Genomic DNA, 19821 nt, shown 5'->3' with positions numbered 1-19821 from the left:
CCCCTTGGGGGGAAGGTGTCAGCGTAGCTGACGGATGAGGGGATTTTTTGTTATTTTGGAGGTTGTTTTGAAGAAAAGGAGTTCATTTTCAGGTAAAGTTGGTTTTGTTTTGTCCGCTGCGGGCGCATCAGTAGGACTCGGAAATATATGGAGGTTCCCATATCTTTGTGCAAAATTTGGTGGAGGTATTTTCCTTCTCGTATATGTAATTCTGGCGCTGACCTTTGGTTACACCATGATCATGGCAGAGACTGCCATAGGAAGAGCTACGAAGAAGAGCCCCGTTGGTGCATTTGAAGCCTTGGGACATAACAAGCTGATGGATATCGGTGGCTGGATCAACGCTATCATTCCGATGCTGATCGTTCCCTATTATTCGGTTATCGGTGGCTGGGTATGCAAGTATCTGTTTGAATACTTTGTGAAAAGTCCTGCTGAAATCGCAGGTGATGATTTTTTTGTTAATTTCATTTCCAACGGAGTATCGGCAGAATTCTGGTTCATAGTTTTCTCGGTGCTGGTACTTGGCGTAATTTTTATGGGAGTTCGTAACGGAATAGAGAGAGTATCCAAAATAGTGATGCCTATTCTTGTTGTGCTTGCTGTAATTATCTGCGCATATTCTGTTACAAGACCGGGAGCAATAGAGGGTGTTAAATATCTGTTCATTCCCAATTTTGCGCAGTTTTCACTTATGACTGTGGTTACAGCAATGGGACAGATGTTCTACTCACTTTCAATTGCTATGGGTATCCTCATCACTTTCGGATCCTATGTTAAAAAGGAAGTCAGCATCGACGAGTCCACAAGACAGGTTGAGTTCTTTGACACCGCTATCGCAATCCTTGCCAGCCTGATGATCATCCCCGCTGTCTTTGCTTTTTCAGGCGGAGATCCGGAACACCTTAATAAGGGACCTTCGCTTATGTTTATCACCATGCCTAAGATTTTTGCGAGCATGGGAGTAGGTCGTCTCATCGGAATCTTGTTCTTTGCACTCGTTCTTTTTGCAGCTGTAACAAGTGCAATTGCTCTTACAGAGAGTGCGGTTTCAACCTTCTCTGATGAGTTTAAATGGAGCCGTAAAAAGGGCACCGTAATTATGGCATTTATCATGCTTGTTCTCGGAAGCCTTTCATCACTCGGTAACGGCCCTCTTGCAGGTGTCACAATATTAAAAATGCAGTTCCTTGATTTCTTCGACTTCATTACCAATTCCGTAATGATGCCGATAGCTGCATTTGCAACCTGCATCCTTATCACAAAGTTTGCAGGCATCGAGCGCATCGAGGAGGAAGTAGAGCAGGACGGACATCCTTTCAAGAGAAAGAAGACCTTCTCCTTTATGATCAAGTTCCTCTGCCCTGTTTTTGTAATCGTTATCCTCATTAGCGCCATCTTAAACGTATTTGGAATTATTCAGATGTAAACAATAATGCCTTCCCCCTTGGGAAGATGAATATTTATATGTAATTAAGCCTTCCCCCTTGGGAAGATGAGTATTTATATGTAATTAAGCCTTCCCCTTTGGGGCGCACGACATCCGGGGGATGTCGGTTCTGCGCGGACCGGAGCGGAGCGGAGACAGGTGGCACGAAGTGCCGGATGAGGGGAACCGTATGGAAGAAAAATCAAAAGACTTCCTCGCAGGACGTCTTAAAGATCTCGCGACAAAAGCATATCAGAACAGTTTTCTTACTCACACCGATTTTTTATCGGTTTCCGAGCTGGCCAGCGTCTACCGTATATTTGCTTCGGAGGGCGTGCCCGCAAATGTGCATGAATATTGCGGATCAAAATATGTGGTATACGGCGGTTTCGAGGATGCCGAGAGGGCGATGGTTTGCTTTCTTCCGGACTATCTCGATGAAGAAAGCTTTCTGGCCGCAGAAAAGGCAGAGCCCTCTGTTCTGAAATGCATTCACATAACACCGGTAAATAACAGGTTTTCGGACGACCTTACTCATAGGGATTATCTCGGATCACTGATGAATCTTGGTATCGAGAGGGACCAGATAGGAGATATTCTTACGGGAGAAAAAGAGGCCTACGTTTTTTCAACACCTGAAATCGGCGAGCTTATTTGTAAGGAACTGATCAGAATCAGACACACCTCAGTGAAATGTACGATGGTCAATCCTTCCGAATGTGAGATCAGACCGGCTTTTGAGGAGATAAGCGGAAGCGTGGCTTCGGAGAGAACAGACGCTATCGTAGCTTTTGTATATCATCTCTCAAGAGCCGAGGCGCAGAAGCTGATAGAAAGTGAGTCGGTTTTCATAGACGGGCGAACAGCCTACAGTGGTGGCTATGACCTCAAGGCAGGCTCAAGAGTTTCAGTCAGCGGCCACGGAAAGTTTATTTACCTGGGGCAGAGTGGCACCACCAGAAAAGGGCGATGCTACGTAAATGTGAAGTTGTTCGTTTGAATGTAAAATTAAAGCATCTGTTCTTAGCTTTTTGCTAAAGACAGATGCTTTTTTGAAATATTACTCTTTTATCAGGTTAATGCAGACAGTCTTTTCTCAAATTGTTCATAGAAATCCGAAGCTGTATCATAATCGGTCAGGTAGAAAACTTTAAGAAGTCCCATATTAACAGCCTTTAACTGTTCTTCCGGCATTTCGGGAGCTCTGTCGCCAATCCCTTTTATGAAGAAATGCCACTTATCAATATAGGCTTCATACTTTGAAAATTCCGGAGTATCTATCCATTTTTTTATCTTGATTTTAGACTGGCGCTCTTTTTTACATTCATTCACCTGAAGAAAATACCTGTGAGTTTCATTTTCATATATTCTTCCAAGTGGGAAAAGTCTGCATATTCCGGGACGGTGCGGATGTATACTGCATCGTCCTTCCGCATTCAGGAAAGAGCACGCATCATTTTCTCCCATTTTAAGGCAGGGGAGTATTATGCCATCAGCCACTCGAAGCTCGAGATTTTCTGCAAGCAGTTGTTCAAAAGACTTCCCAAGCCCTTTTTCCAATCTATACGCATCATAAGGATCCAGCGTTATGGAATCACCCATTCCGGTGCAGCAGGCATGGCATCCTTTGCAGTCACCGACATCAAGCTTAGCCATATCACCGGCGTCATAGATTTTTCCGTCTGAGATTTCTTTTATATCAACATTTCTTTTCATTACTAAGTACCTGTGGATTTCAGTTTTTATCTTATTATACAAGATTATATCTTTGATTTAAAAAGTCCTTTTCGCAAAATGCTTCGTTTTCCATGATTTGTTACCCTTTTTGCTTTGAATATGGCCTTCTTAAGGATGGATATTTCGCAAAATATTTAAATCCAACAGTTTGTTACTCTTTATCTTGGAAAATAGGAGTAACAAAATAATAAAAATGTCTTGATTGCGAAGAATATCCTTAAGAATTTCTTGAAAACAGGCTAAAAAGAGTAACAAAATGATATAAAGAGTATAATTGCGAAAAGAAGTATATGAAATTGACAAATAGGGGAAATTCATGTAAGGTATAGAAATAGATTGTGCGCAATCTAAATGCAAAATAGTAAAAAGAACTAATTTACAATCAGGATAATAGGGATATGGCAATAATTGGCCAGGTTCATTTAAATATTATTGAAAGGCAATTGAAATATGGCATACAGCATACTAATAGTAATAATCACAATACTTTATATACTTCTGCTTGAGCTCTCAAAGAACACCCTTCTTGGCTGGGCTGTTGGAATAATACTGGCAGCGGCATTGTTCTGCATCAGAATGTTCATGAAAAAGAGTGGCAAGTGGGATGTTCGCACTGCGATAGGAGCAGTAGTAATACTTCTTATGCTTTTTGCAGTAAACTATAAACTTACTTCACCCCCTGTAAAAAGAATTTCCGCAGTTACCTACAAAAATCCCGAGCAGACAGCGGTGATTCATGTGGCTCAGGGAGATATTTCAGGTGTTTATAATGAGGATCACAGTGCAGAGATTTTTGCCGGAGTCCCTTATGCAAAGCCTCCTGTGGGAGATCTAAGGTGGAAGGAGCCACAGGATCCGGATAGCTGGGCAGGGGTGAGGATTTGTGACACCTACGGTCCAATGGCGATGCAGCCGAGATCTTCTGAACTCTACTCATCTTTGTCGCAGATACTTGGAACTAACGATTACAGATTTTCATTAACAGATCAGTACAGGGATGCTATGAGTGAGGACTGTCTGTACTTGAATGTATTCAGACCTGCGGATTATAGCGGTGAGCCGCTGCCGGTAGTTTTCTTTATTCATGGCGGTTCACTCACAACAGGTCAGTCCTACTACACTGAATACCGCGGAGAGAGCTTTGCAAAGAAAGATGTTATCCTTGTAAACTTCGCTTACCGCCTGGGGATATTGGGCTACATGGCAAATGATGAGTTGGCTGCGGAATCCGTGAACCATACGACAGGCGATTACGGACTCCTTGATCAGATAAAGGCACTGGAGTGGGTCCATGAAAATATCGGAGCCTTTGGGGGTGACCCTGATAATATAACCATTGCAGGTGAGTCTGCTGGATCTTCTTCAGTTCAGGCGCTGTGCGTATCACCGCTTACAAAAGGATTATTTGTAAGAGCTATTGCTGAGAGCAGCGGAATAGCAGCTAAGAAGCCCTACCACACCTTCAGAGATATGTCCGAGGCTCTGGTAACAGGAGATGAAATCTTGAAGGAGTTCGGCGCGAAAAATGTTGCAGAACTCAGGAAAATAGATGCGGAAAAACTTATTACGACAAAGACTCAGAACAGTGATATGTGTGTGGACGGATATGCGATAGCGGAGCAGCCCTACCTTACTTATGAAAAGGGAGAAAACCACGAGCAGGCGCTTTTAAACGGATCGAATCTAAAAGAGGCGGACGCATTTTTGCTTTCGACAAAGGCAACCTCTGAAAATTACGAGGAGATTCTGATGGATATACTTGGAGACTACGCAGGAGAGGCAGCAGAGCTTATTCCGCCCGGAGCCGTAGAAAGAGATAAGTATTTCATCATTGATCCCAAAGGGGATGCGAAGGGCAGCCTTAATTTCATATACAGTGATGCATGGTTTTCCTACAGTCACAATGTATGGAGCAGATACATGGAAGCACAGGGCAGGGATGTATACCAGTATTTCTTCACTAAGACAAATCCCTACCTTAGTAATAACCATGCGGGCGAGATGCCCTACGCTTATGGAAACCTGTTCTACCATCCGGGGATGTATAATGATAGTGACTACGAGCTTTCAGAAATTATGCAGACCTACTGGACCAATTTTGCCAAGACAGGAGACCCTAATAAGGGAAGTGATTCTTCTGAAACAATAAACATACCCGAATGGCCGAAGTGGAATTCAGAGGAAGATAAACTCCTGGAATTTAATGATGAGATAAAACTCATTGATAATCCTTATCACGAGCTTAATAAGATTATTGATAAGTATCAGAATGAATGACTAAAGCCCTCCCCCTAGGGGAAGACAATTATTACAATGCCTTCCCCCTAGGGGGCGCTCGACGTCCGGGGGACGTCGGCTTAGCGCGGACCGAAGCGGAGCGTAGACAGGTGTCTGCGCAGCAGACGGATGAGGGAACAAAAAAGCTCCTGCCGATATTCATAAGTGGCAGGAGTTTTTTCAGCTGCATACGCAGTTTATTTTGTTACTGATTTGGTTTCTTTGGTCTCATGGACAATATTTTTTCAACAATCTCAAAAATCGCTCTCTGATCGTGAGCAGTTTCCTGCTCGATAAGCAAATAGGATTTCATAGCGTAGGAATCCTCTGCTGTATCAATTGTCTCTATATTCTTCATGAAATCAGACATTGAAATATCAAGAGTTTTTGTGATTTTATAAATAGTGTTGACGGAGGGAGTTTTTACACCCCTCTCAAGCTGACCGATATATGAAGGATGAAGATCGCTTTGCAAAGCAAGCTCCTCCTGGCTAAGGTTCTTCTCTTTTCTGTAAAATCGAACACGGTTTCCAATCTCTTCGGTAATATTCATTCAAGTTCTCCTTTAAAATAGTATGTCGTATGCAGCTTATAAAAATGCATACTAACACTACCTATTTTTCTAAAATTTATACTAGAGATTCATAAAAAACGGCTCAAATTACGATTGTGCCAATTATTGAACTATATATACAATGGATGCCATACTAATGATTTCATACTTTACAAAAAGGGGACAGGGTGATATATTACACGAGCATGTTTCAAATTTGCGGAGACATCCGGATATATCATCCATTTTTTCCATTTATTTTTTACAGATAATCGATTATTTTTCTATTTGTTTGATCTTTAGGTGTTAGGTTTTTCTTTGATTTTTTGTCTCCAACAATATGTTACTTGCAACCATAATTACTAGAAAATATAATGGAGGTAAGAAATTGAGCAATGAAAAAGTGAATCGTGAGTATAAGTCGAGGCTGTTTGTAAGGCTGTTTTCAGATAAGAAAGAGCTTCTTGACCTGTATAACGCTGTTAATGGAACAGACTATGACAATCCAGATGATATCGAATTAAATACCATTGAGGATTTCATATATATGGGGATGAAGAATGATATTTCTTTTTTGATTACGGATGTTCTAAACTTATACGAACACCAAAGCACAGTAAATCCCAATATGCCATTTAGGGGTTTTTTGTATTTTGCTGCGCTGTATAGGAAACTGTTTGAGGGGCGAAAGGACATTTACAGTAGTAATCTGGTAATGGTTCCTACTCCTCAGTTTATAGTCTTTTACAATGGAATGGCAAACGAGCCGGACCAAATGGAAATGAAACTTAGCTTTCTGAAAAGAAAACACGTAGAGAGTCTATAAAAGTTGCAATCGACAGATGCATCAGAGAAGGCATTCTTGCCGAGTTTTTGAAAAAACATAGAAGGGAGGCTACAGATATGTTGCTTACTGAATATGATGAAGAACTCCATATTAAGAATGAGAAAGATATCTCATATAGCGAGGGTAGGAGGCAAGGAGTACAATTGGTTAATGAATTATATGCTTGGCTTGCAAAATGTGGAAGAAGTGAGGATATTACCAAAGCAATAAGCAATCCAGGTTATTTTGAAAAAATGTTAACTGAATATCAGGGCAATTCGTGTGATGATAACTTGAGATGAATGTGGTCTGATGAAATGAGCCAGCGCGTTATGCGCCGGCTCTTATTTTTTGTACTTTGAAGATATGTCTTTAACGTATTTATAAATGTTATTTCTGGGTTCTTCTGGAAGACGGGAATAGTTTTCAATAATAAACGAGAGCTTGGGATCATCGCCGGTAATTAAATACTCAACAGGAGAGGGATCATCGGTCTGGTCAGTAAGATATTCAGCAGAAGTTCCGAGGTATTGAGCCATAGTCCGAATGACTTGATATGTGGGAGTGCGTGTGCCTTTTTCATATCTGGAATATACGCTTTGAAGGAGCCCCATTTCCTGAGAAGCAATTAACTTATTCCACCCTTTTTGTTCACGCATTTCTTTTAATCTATCTGTGTTAATCTTCTGTTTCAATTGTTTGTCACCTCTTATATGGATAATCAATTATAGATATATTACCACAAAGTGGTGCTCAAAATAAAATGTTCAAAAAATGGCATTGACATATACAAAAAGGAGATTTAGTATATATGGCAACGGTATATACCAATGGCGTATGCAGATGGAAATTTATTCAAATATGCGAAAATGTCATATATAAGCGAGGAGGGTGCTTATGCAGTTTTTTGAGGGAGAGCTAAAGTATAATTTTACACTTTATTCTGATACAAAAAGATTGCTAGGTGTTGCAAGGCAGATTAATACCAAATATTGGTTGGGAGATAAAGAGTTAGGGATTCATATATTGATGTCAAACGTTACTATGAGCAAAGTCACTATTCTGGTTATGTATGAAGGGAATGGGTGTGAATGTGGGGCTATTTTTGATAAATGTGTAGATTTTTCAAATAGAATAATGGCTGCTTCAAATATTAGTGATGACTTTGATGCATCAGACAGATTAACAGTTTCTGAAATAACTTTAAATGTTTTTGATGACCTTTTCAGGGAAGAGTGGTTCGAAAAACTATATGATGATAAAGCTGAGATGTACAAGATAATTTCAGTGGATTATTTGCAGTTTATATGTAAAGAGAATCTTCTGGATGCTTGCTTTGAGAAGAAGACTTTTAGAAGAAGATATATTCCTCGAGATGAATTATTAAGAATCCGTGAGAAAAGAGAAAAATATAATGCTATGGTGCCTCAGCCGATGCATTATATTGTTGCTGAGGCTGATGACAATGTGAGGGCTGAAATTGATGATGAATTGATCTATGAGCTTAGAAAAGCCGGAAGAATAACTAGCAGGCGATATATTAAAGTGTCTGGGGATATTATGGGATCACTAAGCAGGAATAATTATAAGATTCAGAATTTAAATAACCTTGACGGCGGATTTGCTATTGTTGAGCTAAACTGTAAAACAACTGAAGATGCAAATGCTCTAGTTAAATCGGTTTATAGCGAATACAACCACTATTCCGGTAATTATATAGTGATCTTTCATGTAAGCGAGAACGACAGGAATATTATAGATAGCATCCACAAGATATGTTCGCTATGGCCTTTTGTGCAGATCAGTAACAAGGAACTTAGCAGAAAAAAGGCAGTGGCCAGACTAAGGGAAATTGCAGAAGAGAATAATCTGGTACTTAACGATATGGAGTGCATGCAGATTTTACCCAACGGGAATTCATTTACGTTTGATGAAATAAATACAACATTCAGAAAGTGGTATCTGACTAAATACGTGGTGGATGAGTATTATCCTCAATACAGAAATAAGATAGATGAATACTTTAAAGACGAAATTGTTGAAAAGGATGCTTTGTTGGAACTTCAATCCCTGGTCGGGTTAAATGATGTTAAACACTTATGCAAAAGAATTATAGATTTTTATGCGCTTCAGAAGCTTATGAGCAAGGATAAAGACAATCATAATGAAATTGGAATGCATATGGTGTTTACAGGTAACCCTGGAACAGCAAAAACTACTGTTGCCAGACTTATGGCGAGGATTCTAAAACAAAGAGGGATCTTGTCAAAAGGCGAACTTATTGAAGTCGGACGCGCGGACCTTGTTGGACAATATGTGGGGTGGACAGCAAAAACGGTAAAAGATTATTTTATTAGGGCTAAGGGAAGCGTACTTTTTATTGATGAGGCATATTCGTTATCGTCTGAAGATAAAGATAGTTTTGGAATTGAAGCTATTAATACAATTGTTCAGGAAATGGAAAACCACAGAGATGAGGTTGTAGTGATATTTGCAGGATATAAAAAAGAGATGAGAAAATTTATTGAGTCTAACAGTGGATTGAGGAGCAGGGTTTCGTTTCACATCGATTTTCCGGATTATTCAGGAGATGAGTTATTCGAGATTTTGAAATTGATGGCTAGAGAGAAAAATTATTCGCTGAAGGAAGATGTCTATAAATACTTTATTAAAAATCTTGAAAATTATGATTCACGCAAGGGGAATGGACGCATCGTGAGAAATATGTTTGAAAAGGCAAGGATGAACCAGGCTGAGCGAATTATGAAACTTCCTGCAAAGCAACGAACCAAGGAATTATATTTTTTAACAGGTGAAGATTTTGGAGGTGAAACTGCATGATATATATTGATTTTTTGAAGGAATGCACGAAAAAGCTTATAGAAAAATATGAGATTGATGGCTGGCAGGTTAAGCTGTTTGAGGATGGCGACAGTGCTGATAATCAAGCAGACATTAGCTTTATACATGATACAAATTTGAAATACAATGGTTGTAAAGATAATACTATTATTGGAGATTTTTTCAGGCTAACCAAGTCTGTTAAAGGTGATAAAGCTCTTGTTTGCAGATTAGAAGGAAAGTATCTGTTTGATGAATTTGAAAATAAGGGGTGGGACTGGATATATGAAATTGTTGATTCAAATATATCTTTTTCTAAAAAGGCAGTAAATCCTATAGACAATTTGGAAAATTTTGAGAAGGTAAAGGATGAGCTGATAATAAGACCTCTGAACTATGAAAAAAATAAAGTATTTCTTGAAGATAAGGTATACAGAATGGTTGGAGATTTTGTCCTTGTATTGTATGTCCTTGTCAGTGAAACGAAGGATAAAATAACATCTGTGAAGGTGCCTTTTTCTTGCGTTGAGAAGTGGGGGATGGAAGATAGAATAGATGATATTTTTGACAAAGCTCTATCTAATTCCAGCATAAGATATCCTATCCGCATGATAAGAACAATAGTTAACGACATAGAGTTTGGAATGTCTGCAGGGTATATGGATATTGAAGAATCCGTAACCAGGATCGATGATGATGATACTTTAGTTTGTACATGCAATAATGGTCCGAATGGTTCTGTGAGCTTATTTTATCCGGGTATTATGAAAAGAATTTCCGATTTATATGGTGGATCAGATTATTATGTGGCTTTTACTGCAGCTGCAGAATACCATGTTCATAGATGTTCGGCAATGGAGCCTGAAACGATAAAACATTCGCTTGATCTGTGCAACCGGGAATATCCAGATGAAATGCTAAGTTTAACGGTTTATAGGTATAGTCGCGAATCAGGGGAACTATTGCCGCTGCAATTATAATGTTCGAAAGATTCAAAATTGAATATTTGAAAAACATAAAATCAAGAGCTGGTACAAATAGCACCAACTCTTGATTTTATTAAAGTAATCTTATTCTTAACAGTACTACAACATTGAATATTGAATATTCAATTGCCATTAAATCAATCCCTCCTTATCATCAAGAAATATTTCAAACAAATCATATCGGTCCAGAAATTCATAGGCTGAGAGCAACTCATCTCGCAAAAGATTGCGCGCGTGTTGAAGGTAATCAAGCTCATCTTTAATGAATTTGTAGGTCTCGGTTGTGTGCATGGCCATAATCACAGCTTTTCCAAGGTTTCCACGTTTGAAAAGAACATCTTTTATTTGATTGTAATTTTTCATAGGCGTATTCTCCTTTCGTAAAACTATAAAGATGGTAGTTATACGAAATGTTATGTAGAAGCCGGAAAAATTAGAAGATTCTAATAACATGAATTGAGAGAAAAGGAGACGATAGAAACTATATTTAGGGAAGCTTTAGAATGGATATGAGAAATTTAATGTGATATTAACAAATTAATTTATTGTAGGAAACAGAATAAACACAATTATCAGATATTAAAGCTAACATGACTTTTTTAGATATAATTTTTCTCAAATTCCTCAGCTGAGCAGGGCTTACCGTAATAATATCCCTCAGCGTAGTTGATACCGATTTCACGAATCTTGTCAGCTTGTTCCTTGGTCTCAACGCCTACTGCACAGCTGATTATATCCAGTGACCGGGCCAGGGCATGAATGGATTTTAAAAGTAAAAGCGAATTATCATCTCTGTCGGCTCGCGATACTAGAGAGTGGGATATTTTTATTACCTTGAAAGTGCAGTCCAAAAAGTTGGACAGACGAAGTTCTCCGCCGCCAAAGTCGTTGAGGCAGAGAGGAAAGCCGAAATTGTAAAGATCAAGAAGGGCTTCCTTGGAGGTTTCTTCGGCGCTCAGCATAACACTTGTACTGATATCAAGCCCAAGGTTACCAACAGGAAAGTTCATATCCTTTGTGACTTTTTTCAAATGATTTATAAAGGTTGTATCCAGCAGCTGAAGTGCAGACAAATTGATAGATATATTGAGAGCCTCATCCCTGTTGCTGTTCCATGCGTTCATACGGCTTACGGCTTCGGTAACAATCCATTTTCCGAGAGAGTCCATGAGACCACATTCTTCCGCAATGGGAATCAGCTCGCCTATTGAATACTCAAAATCTGTATTCTGCTTAAGCCTGGGATATACCTCAGCGCCAAGCAGCTTACCTGTGGACATGTTAACTATAGGCTGATAGTGAAGGACGAAATCCTTCTCGGGGTCAGCCTTTTTAATTATGGATTCAAGCAGTCTGTGTTTTTCAATAGAGGCTACCAGTGCTTTGTCAAAGAATTTGTAATCATCCCTTATGGTGCTTCTTTTTACGGAATACATCGCGGCATCCGCGTAGGAGACGACGAGATTGACATCATCGGAGTCCTCGGGGTAGATAGCTATTCCGATACTTCCCGAAAGATTGAAACTGTAAGTATCAAGTGTGACAGGGGTATTGAAAAGCTTTTGAAGCTTCTCAGCTGCCTCAAGCACATCCTTTCTGCCGATAACATCCTCCATTACGATCATGAATTCGTCTCCGCCGGTTCTGAAAGGAATAAGCTTTTTCGGAAGGTTTAGCATTCTCTGGCCGAATTCTGCAAGTACGCGGTCTCCCATATCATGTCCATAGGTGTCATTGATAGGCTTGAAGTGATTTAAATCTATAGCGAAAATCGCAAAGCGCTGACCGCTCGTCGCGTATTCCCCGGAGAGCTGTCTGAGATACATCGCATTGTAACGTCTGTTATAGATTCCGGTCAGAATATCGGTTGATGAAAGCTTTTGAAGGTTTTCATAGGCAAACTGAAGGTCCTTTGTTTTTTCTTCGACCTGCTTTTCCAGAATCTGGTTCTGTTCTCTCTGCTGCTTTAAAAGCTGCTCATCAAGCATGGAATTATCATGCGTCGCAGACATTATCCAGTATCCCATGACTGCAATGAGAATGTAGAAAAACTCATTTTCCGACAAAAATCCAATAAAATAGAAGAAACCGTCAAGGAGCACCAGGGTTGAAACCAGTACCTTGAGAAAAGTTGTACTTTTTTTGCCCCGCTGATAATTGACTATATCGAAGGAATACCCGAATTCCGCCTGTGAATATGTGCCGTGAGCAATCATGATCATGAAAAGCATATAAAGAAGATTCATATATACGTTCTCAGGATCCCTGCCCATCGCTTCTTTGTATGTGTAATCAAAGTCAATGAGAATATAGAGGAAAATCCCCAGAGGGACCAAGCAGGTTCCCTTTTTTAGGGATAGTCCCGTCACCATGGTGAGCAGGAAAAACAGAATCATCATGATGAAGAAATTAAGAAAAATATAGATAAGAGCGCGTGCGTACTGTATTGGACTTGGATAAACTCCTCCAAGCAGAACGTCAAGGAATTTACGAAGGAGAACAAAACCTATAATGGTAATTGCAAAGGAGCTGTACGCAATCCTGTTAAGTGATGACCTGTTCAGTTTTTTGAACAGATATAACACAAGGGCTAATCCGAAGAAATAATTTGGGAATATGAAAAATATCGAGCTGATGGTATCGATAGTGGGAGAGGGATTTACATACTCGAAAATGAAAGTCATAAGATCCCCTGCAACCCATGACAGTATGCCAAGTCCCAGAAGCGTCATATGCTTTCTGTAGGCTTCAGATATATACGCGCTGATATAAATTACAGCAGCGGCAAGACAGGCTGTGATCGGGGAAAAAAGCGTCAATAAAAGAGAAGCCCCCGCAAAGGTGCTTACCACAAAACATCCATATGAGACCATAAGTGCAATCAGGATGGTCTTGTGAATTCTCTTCATCTTTTCCATAACTCAGTCACGTGCGCTCGTTAATGATATTACGTTTATATTATAATTCAGAAGAATAGGCTATTTATAAATATAAAATGAAAAGATTATTTAAATTATGCTAAAATTGCATAGATGGGAGACAGTGATAAAATGCGAAAGAAGAATAATCTTTTTATATACATATATCTTGGAGTTTCAGTAGTTTTATGTCTTATGCTGGCAACTAGATCGTCTTTTTTGTATCCTCTGAATAACTGGGACGATGCAAACAGCTATTTTTCCATGGGTAAGGCCATTTTCAACGGGAAAATGCCCTATAGGGACGTCTTTGATCAGAAGGGGATGTATCTGTATTTTCTTTACGGGCTTTCTTACCTGATTTCACATACAACTTTTATAGGGGTATTTGTACTTGAATGTGTGCTCGGATTTGCGGACGTGATTGCTTTTTACGGGATAATCAGACTGTTTGACGCAGGGAAGAAGCCTGACTCTTTGGAAGGAAAAGTTCTTTCTGCAATCCTGGCCGTACTGACCTTTGCGGTTATTGTTTGCTCCAGGAGCTTCTGGTGGGGCGGAGCGGCTGAGGAGATATGCCTTCCGTTCTATGCCGCGGGCTTATACCTTTCACTTGCATATTTTAAAAATGATTACAGCAAGGGTACCATGCCTTTTAAGAGCGTGTTTTATGGGGGGATTCTTGCGGGCTTCATCGCGAATATTAAGTTCACCGGACTTGGATTTTTCTTTGCATGGATGATGCTGGTGTTCTTTTCATTCCTTGCACATGGTGAATTTTTGAAGGGGATAAAAGCCTGTTTCGTATTTTTATTTGGAATGTTTCTGCCGTTTGTTCCGTGGATAATTTACTTTGGAATTCAGGGTGGTCTCTATGAGTGGTACTGGGGATATGCGTATGTAAATGTTTTTGTGTACACCAAGGTGGAGAGCGAAGTTCCGGGAGTTATGGGGCGCCTTCTCTATATGGCGAAGACACTGTACTGGCTGATTAGAGATGACTGGCAGTATTTTGTGCCGCTTATAGTTGGAATGATCTGGAGTGTATTTGGAGTTAAGTACTCGAAAAACAAGATAAATATGCTTGCAAGGCTTAATGTGCCGGTGCTTTTTGCTTTTATGTTTTTGGGATTTTTCGGAGGAGGAAGAGACCTTCCCTATTATTCGCTGCCGCTCGCTATCTTTGCGGTACTTGGCTTTTCATTTGTGGGAAATTTTGTTTCAAAGGCGGGATTTTCCGGAAAGATATTTATTCCCGCTATTTGCACAGCACTTGCAATGCTTTTTATTGCGAATAATTCCATGAACATTCCTTTCATGAAAGTGGATAGGGACAGCTATTTTATGTACAGATTCCGCGATGAAGTTCTTGAATCAGAGAATCCGACACTCTTAAATGTGGGGTGCCTTGATGCCGGACTTTACACTTTGTGCGATATTGTTCCAAGCTGCAGATGGTTTCAGACTCAGACTCTTAATGTTGACGAACCTGAAAATAATCCCTACCTCGAACAGGAGAGATATGTCAGGGAGGGGCTTATAGACTACGTCCTTGTGCGCGATCATATACCGGATTCCATTGGTGACCATTATGACCTTATCGACAAGGAGACTTACGGATGGGACGGAGCAGAGTTTAATTATTATTTATATAAAAAGATAAGATAATATTTTTATAAAAAACACAGGCACGTTTTGTGCCAGAACCATAGTCATTGACAAATAGTGTCTGCATGTTGAAGAACAATAATACAAATGACAAAATATATAGTAGATTACTATTTCTTACGAGGAGGTAACACTATGAGGAAGAGACTATTTAAGGTTCTTGGTGCAATGCTTGCGACAGCTATGCTCTTTACGGCTGTTCCGGTTTCTACATTTATCGGTCCGGATAAGGTAAATGCCGAAGAGGACGAAGATGTCGATGAAGAGCTGAAAATAAAAGCTCCTGCCAAGGTAAAGGGCGTTAAGGCTACAAAGATTAAGAAGACCTATAAGATTACCTGGAATCGTATAGCTAAAAACTGTAAGGGATACGAGATACAGGTTTCTCCTTATAAGAACTTCGAGATGCCGGAAGAGGACGACGAGAGCGATGAAGATATTGAATATGAGGAGATTCAGGAATTCACAAATGAAGGAAAAGGGAAGACCTATGTGAAGGTATCCGGTCTCACCAAGAAGAAGGTCTATTATGTAAGGGTCCGTGCTTTTAATGAGAATGATGACGGAACAAAGTACGGAAAATGGTCTAAGGTGAAGAAATTCAGGTATAAATAAGCAGATTAAAAAAATCGGCACTGTTTTAATATTTAAAGGAATATTTATGTTTTTTTAATATCAATATCTTGCGTGAATTACTATAATAATAGTGAAAGGGGGCTTATGGCTCCCTTTCGTTTTCGGTTAACGGATTAACGATTTTTCACAAGGATGTGATGATATGAGGATATTAGAGAACATTGCTTACGGATTAATGGGATTGGTATTTGCATGCCTTGCTTTTATTCTTGCATGCGTGGTAAATCCCGATATTGGTGTATGGGTTGGTGCCCTCCTGCAGCCTGCGGATGAAGAAGAGGTTCAGGTGGACACTTCTAATAAGTATTATGTCGAGGTCCCGGACTGGGACTATATCTACGGCAATTCTGAAGAAACTGATTCCCACGATGTTGAAAGTGAAGAAAATTCTTCCTCCGGTTTAGGTGACATGATTACAAATGCAGTCACCGGTATTTCTGATGCCATTGCGGAGCTTGAAGCAACCGAGGTTGATAATCCTGCAGACAACGACGTTACCGTTGAGGACGTTGCAAACGCTGCCGATGCTATGGTTGACGTACTCACAGGAAAAGGAATTCATGTCGTTGTTGAGTCTGATGATAATAAGACCAAAGCAGAAGATACAGTCTCTTCGGATGGTTCAGACAATGCGGAAGCTGTGGCTTATGCTCCCGGAGTTCCCGTTGGAAAGAGCGGCTATGCAGCTTTTGATCCTGAGATAATTGAGCTTGATGATGAAGGTCTTGCAAGACAGGCCATAAACAGTGTGGACTACGGAGATCTGGGAGAGGGTCTGACCTTTGATTCGCAGTTTTATCCCTATTACAATATGCTAAGTGAAGAGGGAAAATCTCTTTACAGGCAGATATATGCGAATACAAGAGCTTTGAATCCCGCCTTCAGACCGGTTCAGCAGGTAACAATGGACACGATGCAGATGATAATCATGAGTGTTGTGTTTGATCATCCCGAGCTCTTCTGGCTTGATACAACTTTTTATCAGGAATATGACTATCAGGGAGTGGCTGTGAAGCTTCGCCTTCGATACTACGATAAGATAAAGGACATTCCTTCAGCGAACAGTCAGTTCCTGGCTGCGGCTGATCAGATTGTGGCAGGTGCAAGCGGGCTCCCGGATGATCTTTCGAAAGAGGTTTATATCCATAATTTGCTTGCGGAAAAGCTGAATTATAAGCATAATCCCCTCGATCAGAGCGCTTATAGTGCTATTGTCGGAAATGATACAGTGTGCGCGGGCTATGCCAAAGCGTTCCAGTATCTGATGCAGAGACTTGGCGTTCCGACTTATCTCTGTGCGGGCTACGCCGGACAGATGCATGCCTGGAACATAATAAAGCTCGGCGATAACTACTACAATGTGGATGTAACCTGGGATGACCAGGATCCTACGGTCTACGATTTCTTCAATCTCTCCGACCGTGATAATTACAATCACAAGAGGATGTATAATTCAGTTTATCTTCCTGCATGCAATGAAGGCGTGTTCATCGCTGTGGCGGATTAAGGGGAAGCAATTGGCCGAGTCATGACATGGGATTATGTAAAACTTAAGGGAAAGTCTTAGCGGTTGGATTTATCTCCAACCGCTTCTTCATGGACAAAAAAATATGGCTGAACTATTATTAGTAAAGTAATAAAGGAGATGGAACAACTATGAATAAATTTCCGTTCAACAAAGAAAACGACAAAAATTTGATTTGGGAAGAGGTTAAGACCGAGCACATAATTAAGAATGAGTGGATTGATTTCAGACAGTCTGCCTTCAGGTTCCCTGACGGAACTGAATTTGAGCCCTACTACAGCTACAGCAGAAGAGATTATGTGGTAATTGTACCCTTTGATGAGGATGGGAATCTGATCTGCGTAAGGCAATACAGGCAGGGGATTAGACAAGTGACCACAGAGTTCCCGGCTGGTGGAATAGAAAGAAGTGACGGAAAAGAGTACAGAGATTTTTCACAAAATGCTGATAACATCAATTGTAGCAAAGCGGAGGAGGCACTTGAAGCTGCAAGGCGTGAACTGACCGAGGAGACAGGGTATGAGTCGGACGATTGGACACATCTCATAACAATTCCTTCAAATGCAACAATTGCTGATAACTATGCATATGTTTTCATGGCAAAAGGATGCAAAAAGGTCTCCGGGCAGCAGCTTGATGACACTGAATTCCTGAACGTTTACAGTATTAAACCGGAAGAAATTGATGAGCTTATAAAAAGCGGAGAGTTTCAGCAGGCGGTGCATGTGATGGCATGGCTTATGGCATTAAGAGCGCTCGGACAAAAATAATTATTACTTGAGGAGGACATATATGAGGAATGTTTTAAAGGGACTGGCGGTAATAGTGGCCGGCATACTGTTTTTTATAGCCAGCCTTTCAGCTATAAAAAGCATAGGAGGCAGGAGGGCTGTAGCTTCGGACGAAAAATCAGAAAATACAGATATCGAAGAAGACACAAATGATTCCGCTGAAACTGCAGATACTACCCCCGAAGGAGACGATGATATGACAGAAATATCCACTAACTTTGACGAAGAACTCATTTCTTTTCTCGAAAAATCCGGATACAGCGATAAAAACTATATGGTGTCACCGGCATCCTTCAGAGCGGTTCTTGCTCTGGCTGTGGCAGGCGCAGACTCAGACACAAAGACGAGTCTAATAAAAGCTATGGGATTTGAAAAAGAGGAGGAGATGAACGAATGGTATAACAATGTATTGTTTGCGCCGGATACGGCAAGTGGATTTATAACCTTCAAAATGCTGAACTCTGCATGGCATAATACCGCATCAAAGGGCAGCATAAACAAAGCATATAAACAGAACATCAGGCAGCTGTATCATGCTGATGCGGAGGATGTTGCACCCGATAAGATCACAGATGCTGTTAACGACTGGGTTAATGAAGGAACTGAAGGCCTGGTTCCCAAGATGAGTGATGATCTTTCTCAGGTAGATATGGTCCTTGCAAATACAATCTATTTGAAGAGTAGCTGGGTAGAAAATTTTGAAAAAATGAATACGAAGGAAGGCGACTTTAAGAGCATAGACGGAGATACCGTTAAGAAGGATTTTATGGAGCAGACCGATCACTTCCGATATTATGAGGATGCTGATGGGAAATTTGTAATCCTGCCTATGCAGGGAGATGTCGATGTTATCGTTATGCTGGGAGACATTGAGGATGTTTGCGACAAGATAGATGATTGCAAATCGGAAAATGTCCATGTCAAGCTTCCGAAATTTGAAACAGAGGCATCTTTTGACAATGGCGAGTTGACTGAATTCATGAAAAGCAGGGGAGCAGGGATTGCTTTTTCACCAGAGGCAGATTTTTCAGCTATGATAAGCGATTCGGAAGTTTTTATTTCCGACATTATTCAGAAGACAAAGATCAAAGTGGATGAAGAAGGAATTGAAGCTACTGCAGCGAGCATGATAGCAGTGCTTGGGGCGGCGCCTCCCGGTGAAAAGATCGAAACAAAGGAATTTATAGCCGATGAGCCCTTCAAATACTATATTGTCACAGATAACGATGATCCGAAGACACTTTTCTACGGGCAGATTGTAAAATGATGAAAAGGTTATCAATTTGTTATCGTTATTGCTAGCGTAAAGTTTTTGTAGGATTAATTGAAAAAGGGGATTTCCTTCATGGTATAGTTGATATTCGGGTGTGCAAACCTAATACAACTAGATGGAGGAGTCCCCTTGTGTTAAATAGTATACAGCATTTTATTGAGAATGGAGTACCAAATCTTCAGAAAGCATCAAAAGATTTCTCGGAGAATCCAAAGGACTTTGCAGGGTTTGTAAGCAGAGTGCGAAATGAAGCATTACAGATGGCATTGGACTACATTTCAGAGACACTCTCCACCTGCAACCAGATTCTTAAGGACAGTCCCATAAGAAGAGAAAAATGGGAAGTGGTTAGAACTGATGA

The 19821-nt window shown here is 40.3% G+C and carries 18 protein-coding genes; 13 read left to right on the top strand and 5 right to left on the bottom strand.

The window, feature by feature from the left end:
* Window positions 1-34: 34 nt before the first annotated feature.
* Complete coding sequence (locus BMW61_RS10210) at window positions 35-1429, top strand: sodium-dependent transporter (protein WP_091821561.1); 1395 nt, start codon at window positions 35-37, stop codon at window positions 1427-1429.
* Window positions 1430-1619: 190 nt separating this feature from the next.
* Complete coding sequence (locus BMW61_RS10205) at window positions 1620-2429, top strand: YlmH/Sll1252 family protein (protein ID WP_091821558.1); 810 nt, start codon at window positions 1620-1622, stop codon at window positions 2427-2429.
* A gap of 71 nt (window positions 2430-2500) precedes the next feature.
* On the opposite strand, the gene BMW61_RS10200 is transcribed toward BMW61_RS10205, so the two are convergent.
* A complete protein-coding gene (locus tag BMW61_RS10200; protein WP_091821555.1) occupies window positions 2501-3145 on the bottom strand; it encodes a YkgJ family cysteine cluster protein in 645 nt (214 codons plus the stop codon).
* 471 nt (window positions 3146-3616) lie between these two features.
* On the opposite strand from BMW61_RS10200, the gene BMW61_RS10195 reads away from it, so the two are divergent.
* Complete coding sequence (locus tag BMW61_RS10195) at window positions 3617-5443, top strand: carboxylesterase/lipase family protein (protein WP_091821552.1); 1827 nt, start codon at window positions 3617-3619, stop codon at window positions 5441-5443.
* 205 nt (window positions 5444-5648) lie between these two features.
* Here the strand turns inward: BMW61_RS10195 and BMW61_RS10190 are convergent, their stop codons facing one another.
* Window positions 5649-5996 carry a helix-turn-helix domain-containing protein gene (locus BMW61_RS10190; RefSeq protein ID WP_022760733.1) on the bottom strand — a complete coding sequence of 116 codons (348 nt, stop codon included), beginning with the start codon at window positions 5994-5996 and terminating at the stop codon, window positions 5649-5651.
* 388 nt (window positions 5997-6384) lie between these two features.
* On the opposite strand from BMW61_RS10190, the gene BMW61_RS22450 reads away from it, so the two are divergent.
* Both BMW61_RS22450 and BMW61_RS22445 read left to right on the top strand, forming a co-directional pair.
* On the top strand, window positions 6385-6822 hold the full coding sequence (locus BMW61_RS22450; protein ID WP_242876698.1) for a hypothetical protein: 438 nt from the start codon (window positions 6385-6387) through the stop codon (window positions 6820-6822).
* A 77-nt stretch (window positions 6823-6899) separates the two neighbouring features.
* On the top strand, window positions 6900-7124 hold the full coding sequence (locus BMW61_RS22445; RefSeq protein WP_242876697.1) for a hypothetical protein: 225 nt from the start codon (window positions 6900-6902) through the stop codon (window positions 7122-7124).
* A gap of 42 nt (window positions 7125-7166) precedes the next feature.
* Here BMW61_RS22445 and BMW61_RS10180 read toward each other — a convergent pair whose 3' ends face one another.
* Window positions 7167-7517, bottom strand: coding sequence for a helix-turn-helix domain-containing protein (locus BMW61_RS10180; protein ID WP_091821549.1), 351 nt, complete (start codon window positions 7515-7517; stop codon window positions 7167-7169).
* Between the two features lie 202 nt (window positions 7518-7719).
* Here BMW61_RS10180 and BMW61_RS10175 point away from each other — a divergent pair, with 202 nt between their 5' ends.
* Both BMW61_RS10175 and BMW61_RS10170 read left to right on the top strand, forming a co-directional pair.
* Entirely contained in the window at window positions 7720-9663 is a 1944-nt protein-coding gene (locus BMW61_RS10175; protein WP_091821546.1) for an AAA family ATPase, read from the top strand.
* On the top strand, window positions 9660-10643 hold the full coding sequence (locus BMW61_RS10170; RefSeq protein WP_091821543.1) for a DUF5688 family protein: 984 nt from the start codon (window positions 9660-9662) through the stop codon (window positions 10641-10643). Before BMW61_RS10175 ends, BMW61_RS10170 begins: the two co-directional genes overlap by 4 nt.
* 138 nt (window positions 10644-10781) lie before the next feature.
* On the opposite strand, the gene BMW61_RS10165 is transcribed toward BMW61_RS10170, so the two are convergent.
* The gene (locus tag BMW61_RS10165) at window positions 10782-11012 is read right to left on the bottom strand and encodes a hypothetical protein (RefSeq protein ID WP_091821540.1); all 231 of its coding nucleotides are present in this window, start codon (window positions 11010-11012) and stop codon (window positions 10782-10784) included.
* A gap of 236 nt (window positions 11013-11248) precedes the next feature.
* Entirely contained in the window at window positions 11249-13567 is a 2319-nt protein-coding gene (locus BMW61_RS10160; protein WP_091821537.1) for a putative bifunctional diguanylate cyclase/phosphodiesterase, read from the bottom strand.
* Between the two features lie 132 nt (window positions 13568-13699).
* Here BMW61_RS10160 and BMW61_RS10155 point away from each other — a divergent pair, with 132 nt between their 5' ends.
* The 6 genes from BMW61_RS10155 to BMW61_RS10130 form a co-directional block, all read left to right on the top strand.
* Window positions 13700-15235, top strand: a complete 1536-nt coding sequence (locus tag BMW61_RS10155) for a hypothetical protein (RefSeq protein WP_091821534.1) — start codon at window positions 13700-13702, stop codon at window positions 15233-15235.
* Window positions 15236-15370: 135 nt separating this feature from the next.
* On the top strand, window positions 15371-15850 hold the full coding sequence (locus BMW61_RS10150) for a fibronectin type III domain-containing protein (protein ID WP_026497899.1): 480 nt from the start codon (window positions 15371-15373) through the stop codon (window positions 15848-15850).
* Window positions 15851-16013: 163 nt separating this feature from the next.
* Window positions 16014-17378: a transglutaminase domain-containing protein gene (locus BMW61_RS10145; RefSeq protein WP_091821531.1), complete on the top strand. Its 1365-nt coding sequence runs from the start codon at window positions 16014-16016 to the stop codon at window positions 17376-17378.
* Window positions 17379-17527: 149 nt separating this feature from the next.
* The gene (locus BMW61_RS10140) at window positions 17528-18166 is read left to right on the top strand and encodes an NUDIX hydrolase (protein ID WP_091821528.1); all 639 of its coding nucleotides are present in this window, start codon (window positions 17528-17530) and stop codon (window positions 18164-18166) included.
* Between the two features lie 22 nt (window positions 18167-18188).
* Window positions 18189-19454, top strand: a complete 1266-nt coding sequence (locus BMW61_RS10135; RefSeq protein WP_091821525.1) for a serpin family protein — start codon at window positions 18189-18191, stop codon at window positions 19452-19454.
* Between the two features lie 137 nt (window positions 19455-19591).
* The coding region (locus BMW61_RS10130; RefSeq protein WP_442857294.1) for a hypothetical protein at window positions 19592-19821 on the top strand (230 nt) is incomplete at its 3' end.

Source organism: Butyrivibrio sp. ob235 (assembly GCF_900109475.1).
GTDB lineage: Bacteria > Bacillota > Clostridia > Lachnospirales > Lachnospiraceae > Butyrivibrio.
This window is presented reverse-complemented; position numbering and strand designations above follow the sequence as displayed.